This is a genomic window from Massilia scottii (genome assembly GCF_030846495.1).
In the GTDB taxonomy this organism is placed as follows: Bacteria; Pseudomonadota; Gammaproteobacteria; order Burkholderiales; family Burkholderiaceae_D; genus Telluria_A; species Telluria_A violaceinigra.
In genome coordinates this window covers 1-14,833 of sequence record NZ_JAVCWM010000021.1, presented here as the reverse complement: position 1 = coordinate 14,833, position 14,833 = coordinate 1, and the positions used below count along the sequence as shown (strand labels likewise).

Below are 14,833 nucleotides of genomic sequence, written 5' to 3'. Positions count from 1 at the left end.
GGGCGAATCCCCTCCCACCCGTTGTTCCACCAACCCGCTCAGGGAACCTTCCGCCACCCTGAACGTCCCCAGCATGCCGGTCCTTCCGGCGGGCTGGCCGACACCCGATCCGGTGATACCGCAGACACTTTGCCCTCGGCTGGCCCCGGCGCTGCCGGACGCGCTGGCGCTGGCGTCGGCGGATTGAGGGAAAATGACGGGTGGAAATTGCGGTTCGAGCATGGCAGGCCTCCTATTGACGAGTCATCATAGTATCCTCAGGGCAATATGATGAGGATAGGCGGCAGAGACGCGACTGTGTAGGACATCGCGCCATGTGGATGTTGCGAATCAGGGAATGACGTCAATAGCCCGAATGGATCGCGAAGTCGACGGCGGGCCGCAGCGGGAAGTGGACATTTACAATGACGCCGTCGCCGCCATGGGATCCACACGCGCGGCCTGAACCCACCCGGGAGGACGAACAGGATGAAAATTGCAGGTTACCGCTCCATCAGCAACATGAAGAGACTGCGGGTAAGGCTCGCCTGGCAACGACAGCGCCTTCGCTGCTTTATCGACAACCCGACGTTCGACTTCCGTTTCAAGCTGATCGCCATGTCGATCCTCAGTCCGGTCATTCCGGTCGGCGCAGGACTCCTGGCCTCATACGGGCTCCTGGCGCCCAAGCAAGCGTTCGTTTGTTACATGGCGGGCGCGCTTTTGGGCCTGCTGGTCCTGGCGACGCTGGCGACGCGTTTCATCGACCGCCACTTCGCCGAATTCAAGTCGGCAAAAATCATTGGATTGGCATTGCTCGGACTGGCGACCTATTACGCTCATGGCCAAGCGGCAGTCGAGGTGAACGCCATCTTCCAGGTCGACGCCTCGTCCTTGCCGCGCGCGACGGCTGCCGCGTCCGCACTCGTGCTGGCGAACTGGATCTACCCGGCAATCGTCCTGCCCATTCTGTTCGGGAGCATCGCCCTGGTGCTCTACTACGCAGGCAAGGCTCAGCGCGGCAATATGGCGATCGCGTTCGCGATCTGCATGTCGTCGACCTTGTGGGCCGGGCTGATCAACTACCAGGCCGCGCCCGACCGCATACGCAAGAGCAACCTCTATCAGATTGCCCTTGAAATGGACTTCAACAAGCGATCCACGTGCGCCGGCGTCCCCGCCGATGCCGAAGGCGTCGTCTTCATCGGGCCCGATCAGCGCCGCGCGATCGTCGCTCCGCGACTGGCCGAAATCCGACGCAGTCCGAATGCCATTTTCAAAGAGGTCAAGGTGCCGGAGACATTCGAAAAAGTCGACTGCACTTAGGGTTTGTCCGGCCAAACGCAATGCGAAAGACTTGCTTCCTCCTGACGCTGATTTCGCCAGGCTTTATCTCGTGCATCCACGTGGGGAGTCCGGGCAGCGACGGACGGGCTTGTGGGCAAGCAACAGGATTATGGTTAGAATGTTCGGTTATATTGCCGCCGCGAAGCTTCCGCGCGCAGCGCCCACTCAAGAGGCCCGCATGACCCTGAATTTTCCGCTGATCCTGAACCTGGCCATCGCACTGGGCGTGTGCTTTCTCCTCTATAAGATGCAAGAGGCGCATGCCTCGTTCACCAGGCGCGTGTTCACCGGCCTGGGCCTGGGCGTGCTGCTGGGGGCGGCGTTCCAGCTGATCTACAGCGTGCCCTCCCCGATCATCACCGAGACCAATGCCTATCTCGACATCATCGGCACCGGCTACGTCAAGCTGCTGCAGATGATCGTCATGCCGCTGATCATGGTGTCGATCATCGCCGCCATCCTCAAGCTGCGCGATGCCTCGTCACTGGGCAAGATCAGCGCGCTGACCATCGGCATCCTGATGCTCACCACCATGGTGGCGGCCGGTATCGGCATTCTGATGGCCAAGCTGTTCGGCCTGTCCGCCGTGGGCCTGACCGCCACCGCCGCCGAAGTGGCGCGCGGCGACTATCTGAAGGGGCACCTGAACACGGCCCAGGCGATCTCGCTGCCGGGCATGATCATCAGCTTCATTCCCGCCAATCCTTTCCTCGACATGACCGGCGCGCGCAAGACCTCGACCATCGCGGTGGTGCTGTTTTCGATTTTCGTGGGCATCTCGGCGACCGGCATCGCGGCCAGGCAGCCGGACATCTTCGACGCTTTTGCGCGCTTCATCAAGGTTGCGCACGCGATCATCATGCGCATGGTGACCCTGGTGCTGCGCCTGACCCCGTTCGGCGTGTTCGCGCTGATGACGCAAGTGGTGGCGGGATCGAGCCTGGACAGCATCGTCAAGCTGCTCAGTTTTGTCACGGCCTCGTACAGCGCCCTGCTGCTGATGTTCTGCGTGCATTTGCTGCTGATCAGCGCCTCCGGCCTGAACGCGCTGCGCTACGTGAAGAAAATCTTCCCGGTGCTCGCCTTCGCGTTCACCTCGCGCACCAGCGCCGGCTCGATCCCGATGTCGGTGCAGACCCAGACCAGCCGCCTCGGCACGCCGGAAGGCATCGCCAACTTCGCCGCCTCGTTCGGCTCGACCATCGGCCAGAACGGCTGCGCCGGCATCTATCCGGCCATGCTGGCGGTAATGATCGCGCCGACGGTCGGCATCGATCCGATGACGCTCGGCTTCATCGTGCCGCTGATCGCCATCATCACGGTCGGCTCGGTCGGCGTGGCCGGCGTGGGCGGCGGCGCCACCTTCGCGGCGCTGATCGTGCTGTCGGCGATGGACTTGCCGGTGGCGCTGGCGGGCTTGCTCATTTCCATCGAGCCATTGATCGACATGGGCCGCACCGCGCTCAACGTGAGCGGCTCGATTACGGCGGGCACGGTCACCAGCCGCGTGCTCGGCCAGACCGACATGGACGTCTTCAACAGCGACGCGCCGCTCAATGTCGATGCCGACGAGAAAGCGGCGTAAACAATACGCGACAACTGCTTGTATCGTGCGCTGATCCGCCGCCGAATCCGTCTATGATGACGTCGTGTCAACATTTCAAGGGCAGGCGAATCGATGGAACAAAAGTGGCCCCAACAGATCTGGCTGGTCAGGCACGGACAAAGCGCCGGTAACGTCGCCCGCGATGCGGCGGAAGCGGCGGCCGGCCTGCTGATCGATATCGCCGAGCGCGATGTCGACGTCCCCCTCTCCCCGCTCGGCGTCGAACAGGCGCGCGCGCTGGCAGGCTGGTTTGCCGCCATGCCCGAAGACCAGCGTCCGAATGTGGTGCTGCATTCCCCCTACGTACGCGCAGCCGATACCGCCCGTATCATCATGGAGCAGCTCGGCCCGGACAGCCTGATGGCGGTGCACGTCGACGAGCGCCTGCGCGAAAAGGAATTCGGCATCCTCGACCGCCTGACCGTGCTCGGCATCCAGCATCAATATCCGGAGCTGTACGAGCAGCGCCAGCACGTGGGCAAGTTCTACTTCCGCCCGCCCGGCGGCGAAAGCTGGTGCGATGTGATTTTGCGCCTGCGCAGCATCATCGACACCATCACCCGCGAGTTCTGCAAGGAACGCGTGCTGATCGTCGGCCACCAGGTGACGGTCAATTGCTTCCGCTACCTGTTCGAGCGGCTCGACGAAGCGTCGATCCTCGCCTTCGACCGGGCCGGCGACGTGCCGAACTGCTCGGTGACCTCGTACAGCTTCGATCCCACCCAGGGCAAGCACGGCAAGCTCGGCTTGCAACTGACTAATTTTGTCGCTCCCCTGGAAGCGGCAGGCACGCCGGTCACGGTTCAAAAAGATGTGCCCGCTGCTCCGAAAGCGTAGGCGCGCCGGTCCGATGGACATGCCGCTCGCCAGCACCCACATGATTACCATCGACCCTGCCGCCCTGCGCGCCTGGCCGCTGCCCATGCCGCCCGCCGGGGGCGACAAGGAACGGCGCGGCCACGTGCTGATTCTGGGCGGCTCGTGCGAAATGCCGGGCGCCGTGATCCTGGCGGCCACCGCGGCCCTGCGCGCCGGTGCCGGCAAGCTGACCATCGCCACCGGCGCCAGCGTGGCGCAACTGGTGGCGCTGGCCATGCCCGAAGCGCGCGTGATCGGCCTGCGCGAGACGGCCGAAGGCGGCTTCGAGCGCGATGCGCTGGCCATGCTCGATCCGCTGGCCGACAAGGTCGACGCGGTGCTGATCGGCCCCGGCATGCAGGATGAGGCGGCCACGGCGGCACTGGTGCGCGCCCTGCTGCCGCGCCTGGAAGGCGTCAGCGTGGTGCTCGACGCCAACGCGATGAGCATCGTGACGAATCCCGACCTCGACGGCGAAAACGCACCGTTCCGCTTTGCCCAGACCGTCATCCTCACCCCGCACGCGGGCGAGATGGCGCACCTGAGCGGCAATCCGAAAGAAGAGATCCTGGCCGAGCCCGACGGCGCAGCCAGGGACGCGGCGCAGGCCTGGAACGCGGTGGTGGCGCTGAAGGGCGCGCGCACCGTGATCAGCGCCCCGGAAGGCGGCCCCTGGCAGCACGAAGGCGGCAACGTGGGGCTGGCCGTTTCCGGCTCCGGCGATACCCTGGCCGGCATCATCGCCGGCCTGGCGGCGCGCGGCGCCACCCTGGCCCAGGCCACCTGCTGGGGCGTGGCACTGCATGCGCAGGCCGGCGAACAGCTGGCCTTGCGCTTTGGCGTGCTCGGCTATCTGGCCCGCGAGATCCCGGCCGAAATTCCAGCCCTGATGGAGCAAGCCGCCCGTTCCTGATGTCGACGGAACGGCCGCGGCCAGGCAAAACGTTTGATCAGTATCAAATTGCGCGGACATGGAGGTAAATCTACGTCAGATACGCAAATAAAGATGAACTGGCGCAGATGTTGAAAGTCTAATTTTTACAGTCGCATTCGCGCATCAGCTAACGGGACCGCGTTATGCACGACGTCGGTTCCCTGATGGTCCTCGCCGGGCAGCGTGCCTGTCCGGCAGGATCGACCTGGCGCCGTTGCCTGCGGCTATGCAGTGACAGGCAACGGTACTCTATTGACGTGACCGAGGAGTAAACAATGAAACCATTCACAACCGCACCAAAAATCCTGCTGACCGCGGCGCTGCTGGCGTCAATGCTCGTTGCCTGCAAACGCAACGACACCCCTGCCACCGGCACCGGCGACACCACCACCTCCGGTACGACCTCCGGCACCACATCCGGTACCAGCGGCACCGGCGGTACCACGGGCACGGACGATACCGGCACCAGCGGTACGGGCACCAGCGGCACCACGGGCGATACCGGAACCAGCACCGCAGGCTCGGGCACATCCGGCACGGGAACGACTGGCACGGGCACGACCGACACCGCTACCTCAGGCACCAGCGGCACATCGGGCACGACCGGCACATCGGGAACCAGCGGCACCTCAGGCAGCACCGACACCACCCCGCCGCCCGACAAGGACAAGCGCTGACCGATCGTGCATGGCCGCAAATGAAAAACCGCCGCTTCTGCCAGTGGCAAAAGCGGCGGCCCGGCTACTGACGGCATCTGGTTCGAATGTGCCGGCAGTGCATCCTACAGCTGCGGCTACTTGAGCGGCAAAGCATCCCCCATGGCCGCGCTGCGCTTGTCTCCCGTGGCCAGGCGCACGCCCATCATGATCAGGCGATAGATCAGGCGGATGAAGGTAAGGAACAAAATCACCTCGATAAACGTCGCCAGGAATGCCAGCAGCGGACCGAAGCGCGCCGAACGGCGGTGGAACTTGGCGCCCATGCTGTCGGTCTTGATCTCAATGCTGTCGTAGAAGGTAGGCACCACCAGCAAGGTCAAAATGGTCGAGGTGATGGTGCCGCCGATGATCGCAATCGCCAGTGGACGGTAGAACTCGCCGCCCTCGCCCAGCCCCAGCGCCACCGGGAACATGCCGGCGATCAGGGCGAAGGTGGTCATCAGGATCGGACGCAGGCGCGCGCGCCCTGCCTCCATCAGCGAATCCTCGCGGCTGTGGCCTTCACGTTCGCGCGAACGGGCCGCGTCGAGCAGCAGAATCGCATTCTTCGCCACCAGGCCCATCAGCATGATGATGCCGATGAAGCTCATCAGGTTGAGCGTGTTGCCCGTCACCAGGAGCGCCACCACCACGCCGATCAGCGACAGCGGCAGGGACAGCATCACCGCCAGCGGCGCCGTGAACGAACCGAACTGCATCACCAGGATCAGGTACATCAGCCCGATGCCCGACACCAGCGCGATGCCCATTTCGGTAAACAGCTCTTGCTGGTCCTGGCCGGCGCCGCCCAGTTCACGGCCGTAGCCGGGCGGGTAATCGAAGGTATCGGCCAGTTTCATGGCATCGCCCGAGACTTCGCCGTTCGCGCGTCCCTGCGCATTGGCCGACACCGAAATGGTGCGTTTGCCGTTCTTGTGCGAGATGCCGGATGGCCCCTTGCCCATGGTGATGGTGGCGATCTGGTCGAGCGGCACCATCTGGTTGGTGCCGGTCACGGCGATCGGCAAGCGTTCGATATTGTCTGCGCTGACCCGGTCGTCCGGATGCAGGCGCACCGCCACGTCGCGCGTTTCGCCGGTCGGGTCGACCCAGTCACCCACTTCGACGCCGGCAAACGCCACCCGCAGCGACTGCGCCGCATCGTTGACGGAAATGCCCATCGAATTGGCCAGGCCGCGGTTCAGTTCGATCTGCAATTCGTTTTTCGGATCCTGTTCGGACAGGCCGACATCGATCGCGCCCGGCACCTTGCGCAGCTTTTCCATGTAGGCATTGGCGATGTCGAGCAGCTTGCGCGAATCCGGCCCGGTGAACTGGATCTGGATCGGCTTGCTGGCGCCATTGTTCATGTCGTCCAGCACCACGTACTCGGCGCCGACCAGCTGGGAAATCTTGGCGCGCAGCTCGACCGCAATTTCCTTGGCGCTGCGCGAACGGGTGGCGCGCTTGCCGATATCGACATACACCTTGCCGCCGCCGGTGTTAATGAAGGCGTTGGTATCCTTGGTTTCCTTGATCGTGCGGGCCAGCTCGGCCGCCTTTTCCAGCTTGGCGCGCGAATACTCGACGCTCGACGAAGCCGGCGTGCGGATATCGATCAGCAACTGGCCATAGTCGGCCTCCGGCAGGAAGCTGGTGCCGCCCTTGGCGCCCTGCAGATAAATCGCGCCGGCGAAGGTGGCCACGGCGATCAGGGTCATCCAGATGCGGTGATGCAAGGCCCAGGCGATCACATTGCCGTAGCGGTCGGCCTGGCGGTCGAACCACTCGTTAAAGTGATGCAGCATCAGCGACAAGCCTTTTTTCGGCGCCGTGTGATGATCCGGCGGGTCGCCCCAGTAAGCCGACAGCATCGGGTCGAGCGTGAAGGAAATGACCAGGCTGACCAGCACCGAGCAGGTGACCGTCAGCGCGAACGGACGGAACCATTCACCGGACACGCCCGGCATGAAGGCCACCGGAATGAACACGGCGATGATCGAGAAGGTGGTCGAGGCCACCGCCATGCCGATCTCGGCGGTGCCTTCGAGGGCGGCCTTGCGGCGGTCGGAACCGCGCTGCATGTGGCGCACGATGTTTTCGCGCACCACGATCGCATCGTCGATCAGCACGCCGATCGCCAGCGACAGCCCGAGCAGGGTCATGAAGTTGAGCGTGAAACCGCACAGCCAGACCGCAATAAACGACGCGATCACCGAGGTCGGCAAGGAGAGCGCCGTGATCAGGGTCGAGCGCCAGGAATTGAGGAAGGCGTACACCACGAAAATGGTCAGCACGGCGCCGAAGATCAGCGACTCGATCACATTGTTCAGGCTGCGCTGGGCTTCATCGCCGCCATCGCGCGTGACTTCCAGCACGGTGCCTTTCGGCAATTCTTTTTCCAGTTCCTTGATCAGCAGCTTGGCCTTGTTCGCCACGCTGACGGTACTGGCATCGCGCGAGCGGGTCATGGTGATGCCCACGTTCGGCTTGCCGCTGCGGATGCTCAGGTTGTTGACTTCGGCAAAGCCGTCGCGGATCTCGGCCACCTGGGCCAGGCGCACGATTTCCTCGCCGCGGCGCTTGACCACGATCTGCTGGAATTCCTCGGGCGACTCGATGCGGCCCACCAGGCGGATGCTCTTCTCGTCGTATTCGCCGCGAATCTTGCCCACCGGCGCGTTGGTGTTTTGCGTGCGCAAGGCGTTGACCACGTCGGACACGGCCACATTATATTCACGCAGCTTTTCGGCGCGCAGCAGCACCGACAGTTCGCGCCGCAGCGCGCCGTTGACGTTGACCGTCGCCACGCCGTCGATGCCGCGGAAGCGGTCGGCCAGCACATCCTCGGCCAGGCGCGAGATTTCCGCATGGGTCTGGCTGGTGGAGGATAGCGCCAGGTTCAGGATCGGCTGCGTGGCCGGGTCGAGTCGCTGCAGGATCGGTTCGCGCATCTCGGTCGGCAGCTTGTAGCGCACCGTGGCGATGGCGTTGCGGACCTCGTCGGACGCTTCGATCAGGTTCTTGTCGAAGTTGAACTCCAGCCAGAACTGGGCATTGCCCTCGACCGCATTGGCGTGCACATCGGTGACGCCGGAAATGCTGAGCAGCGACTTTTCGATGCGGTTGATCACTTCGCGCTCGACCGTGTCGGGCGAGGCGCCCGGATAGGGAATATTGATCTGCAAGACCGGCACTTCGACGTCGGGATTCTGGTTGACCCGCAGTTTAGTCAGGGCAAGCAGACCCATGCACATCAGGGCGACGATCAGCACAATCGTCGCGATTGGCCGCTTGATACTGAAATCGGAAAGGAACATGGCTTATTTCCCCTGCACGACAGCTGGGGCGGCGGCAACCTTGGCCGGCGCCAGTTCGACCTTCTGGCCTTCCTTGAAGGCCGAGCTCGGAGTGCGCATGACGATGTCGCCGGCGGCCAGGCCCTGCTTGATCTCGTAGTTGCCGGTGCGCGTGTCGCGCGGCCCGACCGCCAGGTCGACCTTGTTCAGGGTTTTGTTGCGCAGGCGCCAGGCGTAGGCCTTGTCGCCGGCCTTGACCAGCGCGCCTTCGGGCAACATCAGCGCGGCCTTGGTTTCGGCCTCGATGCGCCCTTCCCCGTACAGGCCGGATACCTTCGGCACCGCCGAGCCGGGCGCGAACCCGACCAGCACCTCGACCTGGCGCGTGACTTCGTTGGCGGCCGGGTCGACCCGCCTGACCACGCCGCGAAACTCTTCGCCGGCATAGCCGTTGATCCGGAAGCTGACCGCCTGGCCGACCTTGACCGTGCTGATGCGGTCGGCCGAGACGCGCCCTTCAAAACGCATGCTGGACGGATCTATCACTTTCAGCAATTCCTTGCCGACCGAGGCGGTGTCGCCGGCCGAGACCTTGCGTTCGCTGACCACGCCGTCGAACGGCGCGCGCACCACGGTGCGGGCCAGTTGCTGGCGCGCCAGCGCGGCGCGCGATTTGGCGGCCGACACTTCGCTCAGGGCATTGTTGCGGCGCACTTCGGCGTCATCCATCGCCTGGGCCGAGGTCATGCCCGAGGCGCGCAGGGTTTTCATGCGTTCGAGCTGGCGTTCGGCCTGGTCGAGCGCCTGGGCGGCGGCGCGGGCCGATTGCTCGGCCGAGCTGAGGCTGTCGCGGATGGCGGTTTCATCGAGCTTGACGAGGACATCGCCGCGCTTGACGATGTCGCCGTTTTCCTTGAGCACCTGCAGCACCACGGCCGAGACTTCGGCGCGCAGGTCGGCCTTGCGTTCGGGCTGGACCGAGCCGGTCACGACCGGACCGGACGCGAGCGCGTTCGATTGGATGGTGAGCATATCTTCCGGAGAAACCAGCAACTGGACGGGGGCGGCCGCCTTGGCGTCCTTGCCCGGTTCTTTGGCATCCTTACTGCAGGCGGCGAGCGCCGTGGCGATGGCGAGGACGAGCATTGTTTTGCGCAGCATGGGATTCTCCGGATTCAAATCGGTCAGACGTATGTATCAAATTGAAAACTATCAGCGGCAAAGTATCCTTGAGACGGATATCGACGTCAATTAGCAATCTTTCAACCTGTCCGTTTGGATGCCTGAACTGCGGATTTGCGGGACTGAACTGCATTCCTGCCGTACTGAGTTGCAACAAACTGGGCCGCCACACCCCGCGTGTTCTTTAGTCCAGCGCCATGGCGCAGCGTCAGAACCGCTCGAACAGATGGAAAACCGCAAACCCCATGCCGATGCCGGTGCAAATGCCGCCGCTGATTTCGACCAGCGTATGCCCCATGCGTTCCCGCAGATGGGTATGGTCGGCGGCGCTGCCGGCCACGCGGTTGATGGCGGCGGCCTGGCGGCCCACGTGCTGGCGCAGGCTGTTGGCGTCGATCATCACAATAAACGCCAGGGTCACCGCCACCCCGAACGCCGGGCTGTCCATGCCTTCGCGCAGGGCGATCAGGGTCGCCATGCTGGTCACCACCGAGCTGTGATTGCTGGGAAAGCCACCGTTGCCGACCAGATTGAACGCCCAGCGCCGCTGGCGCGCGCTATTAATCAGGAACTTGATTGGTCCCACCACCAGCCAGGTCAGGACTGGCGTGATGAGGTAGCTGATATCCATGCGTGTATCCTTGTTGTCATTAAACCGCGAAATTGCTGCGTAATTAACAATTATCGCAGATCACGCCCGCCAGGGGGACCACGGCAACGGCCGCCGAGCCGGGGCGCGTGCGCGCGTTTGACCGCTCATCGGGCAGGAAAACCTATTAGAATGACATCAGACCGCCGCCTCGCCGGCGCCCGCCATTCGTATCGAATTTTTCCTTGGGAATTTCCGCATGCGCCACTTCAGACTCTCCTTCCTCGTCACCTTCATTCTCATGTGCGTTGCCGCCTGGTGGGGCTATTCGCGCGGCGGCATCCCCGGGCTGCTCAATGCACTGTGGATATCCGCGGTGCTGGGCGTGCTGGAAGTGTCGCTCTCGTTCGACAACGCGGTGGTCAACGCCTCGGTGCTGCGCCACTGGAACGACTTCTGGCGCAAGCTGTTCCTGACGGTCGGGATTCTGGTGGCGGTGTTCGGCATGCGACTGGTTTTTCCGCTGGTCATCGTTTCCGTCGCCACCGGCCTGGGCCTGCTGGATGTGTGGACCATGGCGATCAACACGCCCGACGAATACTCGCGCCACCTGACCGAAAACCATGCCGAGGTGGCGGCGTTCGGCGGCGCCTTCCTGCTGCTGGTGTTCCTCAACTTTTTCTTCGACGAAGGGAAGGAACATCACTGGCTCGGCGTGTTCGAAGAGAAGGTGGGTAAATACGGCAGCGAGAGCCTGTCGGTGATGCTGACCCTGTGCGCGGCGTTCATGGCCATGTACCTGGTGCCGGAAGCGCGCAAGCTGAGCGTGCTGATGGCGGGCGTACTCGGCGTGGTCATTTACGTCGGCGTGAACTGGATCAGTACCCTGCTGGAGGAAGAAGAAGCCGATCCGACCATCGGGCAGATGGTTTCGCGCGGCAGTATCGGCGGTTTCCTGTATCTGGAAGTGCTCGATGCCTCGTTCAGTTTCGACGGCGTGATCGGTGCGTTCGCAATCACGAGCGATGTGGTCATCATCATGCTGGGCCTGGCCATTGGCGCCATGTTCGTGCGCTCGATGACGGTGTACCTGGTCGACAAGGGCACCTTGCAGGAGTTTGTGTACCTGGAACACGGTGCGCATTACGCGATCGGGATTCTGGCGCTGATCATGTTCGCCAGCGTGCGCTATCACATTCCGGAATGGTTCACGGGGCTGTCGGGCGTGGCGTTCATTCTGGTATCGCTCTGGTCGTCGCTGCGGTACAAGAAACAGCAGGAGGCTTTGGGGGTGGCTTGACAGGGGCGCAGTTTGGGGGCGGCGAGCTCCCCCACTGTCCTTTCTGCCATTGGTAGAAACGACTTCCTGCCACTGGCAGAAACGACTTTCCGCGCAGGCGGGAACGCATGCGTTCCCGCCGATGGCCGCCCTGGTGCGGGAGACGTCAACGGTGCAGGAGTACCGCACCAGCGCATGACATCCTAGAGTTTCTCCATCTGCTGCTTCACGTACACCGCACCCGGGCTGGCCGGAGCCAGTTCCAGGAAGGTCTTGTACGCCAGCTTCGCCTTCGCCACGTCACCCGCCTGGGCATGCGCATCGCCCAGGTTGCGGTATGCCACCGCGCGCGACGGATCCATCTTCACGGTATTGTCGAACCAGCGCGCCGCCTCGGCGAATTTCCCCTGCTTGTAATACACGAAGCCCAGATTATTGGCCGCCAGCGCAAAGTCGGCGCGCAGTTTCAGCGCCTCCGTAAATTCCGCTTCGGCCGCCGCGTACTGCTTCTCCTTAAACAGCTGCAAACCGCGGTCGTTGGCGCGCTGGGCCAGCTGGCGCGCCGACGACGGCACCGCCAGCGGCGTCACCAGCTTCTGCTCCTTGCCCTGCAAATCCTTGACCGCGACCGGCGCTGCCGGTGGCGTCACGCCCGGCTTGTCGTCCGACTTGGGCGCGTCAGGGCGCACCGCGTCGAGCTTGGCGTTGAGCGCGATCGCCTCGGTCGACAACTGCGCCGTCTGCGGATTGAGAAACTCCGCCTCCACCGGCAGCTCGAACACAAAGTCGCCCCCTTCCGAGCCAGGCAGGCTGCCGAACGCCGGCGTCTGGTTCGACACGCCCGCCACCGCCGGCGCCACATAGGCCGCCAGTTCGGTGGCCGTGATCAAGCCATCACCGTTGAGATCGCCCTTCCCCGCCAAGCCTTGCAGCAAGGTCCAGGTGAACACCGAATGCCCGTTGGGCCCGCCGTCCGACACCAGCTGGTCGGCCCCGCCGGCGGTCAGCATCTGGCGCCCGATGCGGCGCGCGTTATCGCGCAGGAAAGCGCCGGCGCCGCCGCCGCGCGTCAGGCCCAGCCCGCTGTAGCAGGCATCCATCACGAACAGCGCATGCTTGGCGGTCAGGCTCTCGGCGATGTTCTGGATGTCGCTCATCGGAATCGCATCCGTGGCGAACTGGGCCGGGTCGGAATCGAAAGGAACGATGTAGCCGAGGTCGCGGCCCGAACTGAGCTTGCGGGTAGCGCCGTGGCCGGCGAAAAACACGAAAATCCGGTCATTCTTTTGCACTCCGCCGTGGGCCAGGCGGTCATGGAAGGCGCCGAGGATGCCGGCGCGGGTCGCTTCGGCATTGTTGAGCGAGACCACGCGCTCGGCCGCGAAGCCGAACTTGCCGATCAGCGTTTCGCGCACACCCTGGGCATCGCGCACCGCGTACTGCAGCTTGGGCCACTTCGGATAGCTGTCGATACCGATCACGATGGCCCAGGAATTGGCATAGCCGGTGCTCACTGCCACTTTTTCGGCGGGCGCGGCGGCCGTGTTGGCGCTGGTGAAATTGGCGCCATCCCAGCCGGCGAACTGATAACCCTCCGCGATCAGGCGATCCAGCACGGCAGGCAGCGCCTTGACCGTGCGCGCATGGATGTCGTGGAACAGGATGATGCCGCGGCCCTCCTTGTCGACCGTGCGCAGGACCCGTTCCGCGATCGAGGCCGGGACCGGATCGGCCCAGTCGAGCGAATCGATATTCCACATCACCGAGCGCAGGTGCGCGCCTTGCAGCGCATGCATGCCCTCGCTGTTGCGCGCGCCGTAGGGAAAGCGAAACAGCGGCGAGCGGCCGGCATCGATCGCCTTGAGCAGCACATCGGTGTTGAGGATTTCGGCCTTGAGCTTGGCGCCGGTTTCTTTCGACAGCTGGGCGTGCGTGTAGCTGTGGTTGGCCAGCGTGTAGCCGCCTGCCTTGAGCTTGCGGCTGACCGCGGCGCCCTCCGACAGCGTCGCCTTGCCGGCGGCATCGACGCTGCCCAGGTTGCGCCCGACGCTGAAGAATACCGCCGGCACCCCGTACTGCTTGAGGATCGCGGCGATTTCCTCGCTGTAGCGCTTGTGGGGACCGTCGTCGAAGGTCAGCACCACGGTTTTTTTAGGCAGGGAGTTGCCGAAGATCTCGTTGGGATCGGGCTCCGCCTTGGCCTTGGGCTCCGGGGGCAGGGCCGACGCCGGGTAAGGCACCACCACGCCCTGCTCCTTGAGGATGGTGTCGCGCGCGTACAGGGTCTTGAGGTAAGCGAGGTAAGTGTCCCAGCGCTCGCGCTTGAGCTCGATCGCACGCGACTCGTAGCGGCCGAAGACCTGGCGGATTTCCTTCTCGTAGTTACGCTCGATCTCGGCCAGCGCATCGAGATCCTCCGACAGGCGCTTGTGGAGCTTAATGGCCGGCAAGCTCGAATCCTTGGCCACTTCCGCCAGCAAGCCTTGCAGCAGCTCGCGGAAAGCGAGGCGGTCGGCGTCGTACAGGGACTTATCGGACTCGATGAAGCTGAGCAGTTCGCTGACGGCATCGAAGCGGTTCGGCTGGGTGGAGGCGAGCAGCGCGGCCAGGTCGCGTTCGAGGGATGCGGCGCGTGACTGATTCTCGTGGAACAGGTTTTGGCCGACGCGCTGCGCCTGATCGCGCTCGTTGGCCGGCATCGACTTCTCGTCGGCGAGCAGGACGATGATCTTCCGGTAATTGGCCAGCAAGGCCTGGACGCCGCTCATCAGCGGCGCGGTATCGATGCGCGGCGCGGGCGTGGCTGCGGGGGCGGACTTGACGGGCGCGGGCGGCGGCGTTGCCGGCGCCGGCTTACGTCCGGCAAACAAAAAGGTCGCCCCGGCCGCGCCCGCGATGGCAAGCGCAGCGGCGATTTTGATGGGAGTGGAAGTCACGGAGACACACCTGTTGGAAGAAATGCATCGATTGTATTGCAAAACCAAACACACCGAAAATTCCTACACCGGCCCTCAACTTTCCCACAACCGGGGTCAGAGCTCTGACTCGCAACATTTTTGTTT

At 63.8% G+C, this 14,833-nt stretch carries 10 protein-coding genes; 6 read left to right on the top strand and 4 right to left on the bottom strand.

From position 1 onward, the window contains the following. The first annotated feature begins 468 nt into the window (after positions 1-468). The 5 genes from RBA41_RS24200 (at position 469) to RBA41_RS24180 (ending at position 5,401) form a co-directional block, all read left to right on the top strand. Positions 469-1,305 (top strand): hypothetical protein, encoded by an 837-nt coding sequence (locus tag RBA41_RS24200; protein ID WP_306626795.1) that lies wholly within the window; start codon positions 469-471, stop codon positions 1,303-1,305. A gap of 199 nt (positions 1,306-1,504) precedes the next feature. Next, the gene (locus RBA41_RS24195) at positions 1,505-2,911 is read left to right on the top strand and encodes an L-cystine transporter (protein WP_306626794.1); all 1,407 of its coding nucleotides are present in this window, start codon (positions 1,505-1,507) and stop codon (positions 2,909-2,911) included. Positions 2,912-3,004: 93 nt separating this feature from the next. Beyond that, positions 3,005-3,769, top strand: coding sequence for a histidine phosphatase family protein (locus RBA41_RS24190; protein ID WP_306626793.1), 765 nt, complete (start codon positions 3,005-3,007; stop codon positions 3,767-3,769). 13 nt (positions 3,770-3,782) lie between these two features. Continuing rightward, positions 3,783-4,703: an NAD(P)H-hydrate dehydratase gene (locus RBA41_RS24185; RefSeq protein ID WP_306626792.1), complete on the top strand. Its 921-nt coding sequence runs from the start codon at positions 3,783-3,785 to the stop codon at positions 4,701-4,703. Between the two features lie 296 nt (positions 4,704-4,999). Continuing rightward, a complete protein-coding gene (locus tag RBA41_RS24180; protein ID WP_306626791.1) occupies positions 5,000-5,401 on the top strand; it encodes a hypothetical protein in 402 nt (133 codons plus the stop codon). A 116-nt stretch (positions 5,402-5,517) separates the two neighbouring features. Here RBA41_RS24180 and RBA41_RS24175 read toward each other — a convergent pair whose 3' ends face one another. From RBA41_RS24175 to RBA41_RS24165, 3 genes are all read right to left on the bottom strand, one after another. Further along, a complete protein-coding gene (locus tag RBA41_RS24175; RefSeq protein ID WP_306626790.1) occupies positions 5,518-8,742 on the bottom strand; it encodes an efflux RND transporter permease subunit in 3,225 nt (1,074 codons plus the stop codon). 3 nt (positions 8,743-8,745) lie between these two features. Continuing rightward, positions 8,746-9,882 (bottom strand): efflux RND transporter periplasmic adaptor subunit, encoded by a 1,137-nt coding sequence (locus RBA41_RS24170; RefSeq protein WP_306626789.1) that lies wholly within the window; start codon positions 9,880-9,882, stop codon positions 8,746-8,748. 229 nt (positions 9,883-10,111) lie between these two features. Further along, positions 10,112-10,534: a divergent PAP2 family protein gene (locus RBA41_RS24165; protein WP_306626788.1), complete on the bottom strand. Its 423-nt coding sequence runs from the start codon at positions 10,532-10,534 to the stop codon at positions 10,112-10,114. Between the two features lie 217 nt (positions 10,535-10,751). Between RBA41_RS24165 and RBA41_RS24160 the strand changes: the two genes are divergently transcribed. Then, complete coding sequence (locus RBA41_RS24160; RefSeq protein WP_306626787.1) at positions 10,752-11,792, top strand: DUF475 domain-containing protein; 1,041 nt, start codon at positions 10,752-10,754, stop codon at positions 11,790-11,792. Between the two features lie 182 nt (positions 11,793-11,974). On the opposite strand, the gene RBA41_RS24155 is transcribed toward RBA41_RS24160, so the two are convergent. Further along, entirely contained in the window at positions 11,975-14,707 is a 2,733-nt protein-coding gene (locus tag RBA41_RS24155; RefSeq protein ID WP_306626786.1) for a polysaccharide deacetylase family protein, read from the bottom strand. Positions 14,708-14,833 lie beyond the last annotated feature (126 nt).

What these genes read in the sequence shown, in the direction of transcription:
- RBA41_RS24200 (WP_306626795.1), top strand. Translation starts at nt 469, where the DNA reads ATGAAAATTGCAGGTTACCGCTCCATCAGCAACATGAAGAGACTGCGG.
- RBA41_RS24195 (WP_306626794.1), top strand. Translation starts at nt 1,505, where the DNA reads ATGACCCTGAATTTTCCGCTGATCCTGAACCTGGCCATCGCACTGGGC.
- RBA41_RS24190 (WP_306626793.1), top strand. Translation starts at nt 3,005, where the DNA reads ATGGAACAAAAGTGGCCCCAACAGATCTGGCTGGTCAGGCACGGACAA.
- RBA41_RS24185 (WP_306626792.1), top strand. Translation starts at nt 3,783, where the DNA reads ATGGACATGCCGCTCGCCAGCACCCACATGATTACCATCGACCCTGCC.
- RBA41_RS24180 (WP_306626791.1), top strand. Translation starts at nt 5,000, where the DNA reads ATGAAACCATTCACAACCGCACCAAAAATCCTGCTGACCGCGGCGCTG.
- RBA41_RS24175 (WP_306626790.1), bottom strand. Translation starts at nt 8,742, where the DNA reads ATGTTCCTTTCCGATTTCAGTATCAAGCGGCCAATCGCGACGATTGTG.
- RBA41_RS24170 (WP_306626789.1), bottom strand. Translation starts at nt 9,882, where the DNA reads ATGCTGCGCAAAACAATGCTCGTCCTCGCCATCGCCACGGCGCTCGCC.
- RBA41_RS24165 (WP_306626788.1), bottom strand. Translation starts at nt 10,534, where the DNA reads ATGGATATCAGCTACCTCATCACGCCAGTCCTGACCTGGCTGGTGGTG.
- RBA41_RS24160 (WP_306626787.1), top strand. Translation starts at nt 10,752, where the DNA reads ATGCGCCACTTCAGACTCTCCTTCCTCGTCACCTTCATTCTCATGTGC.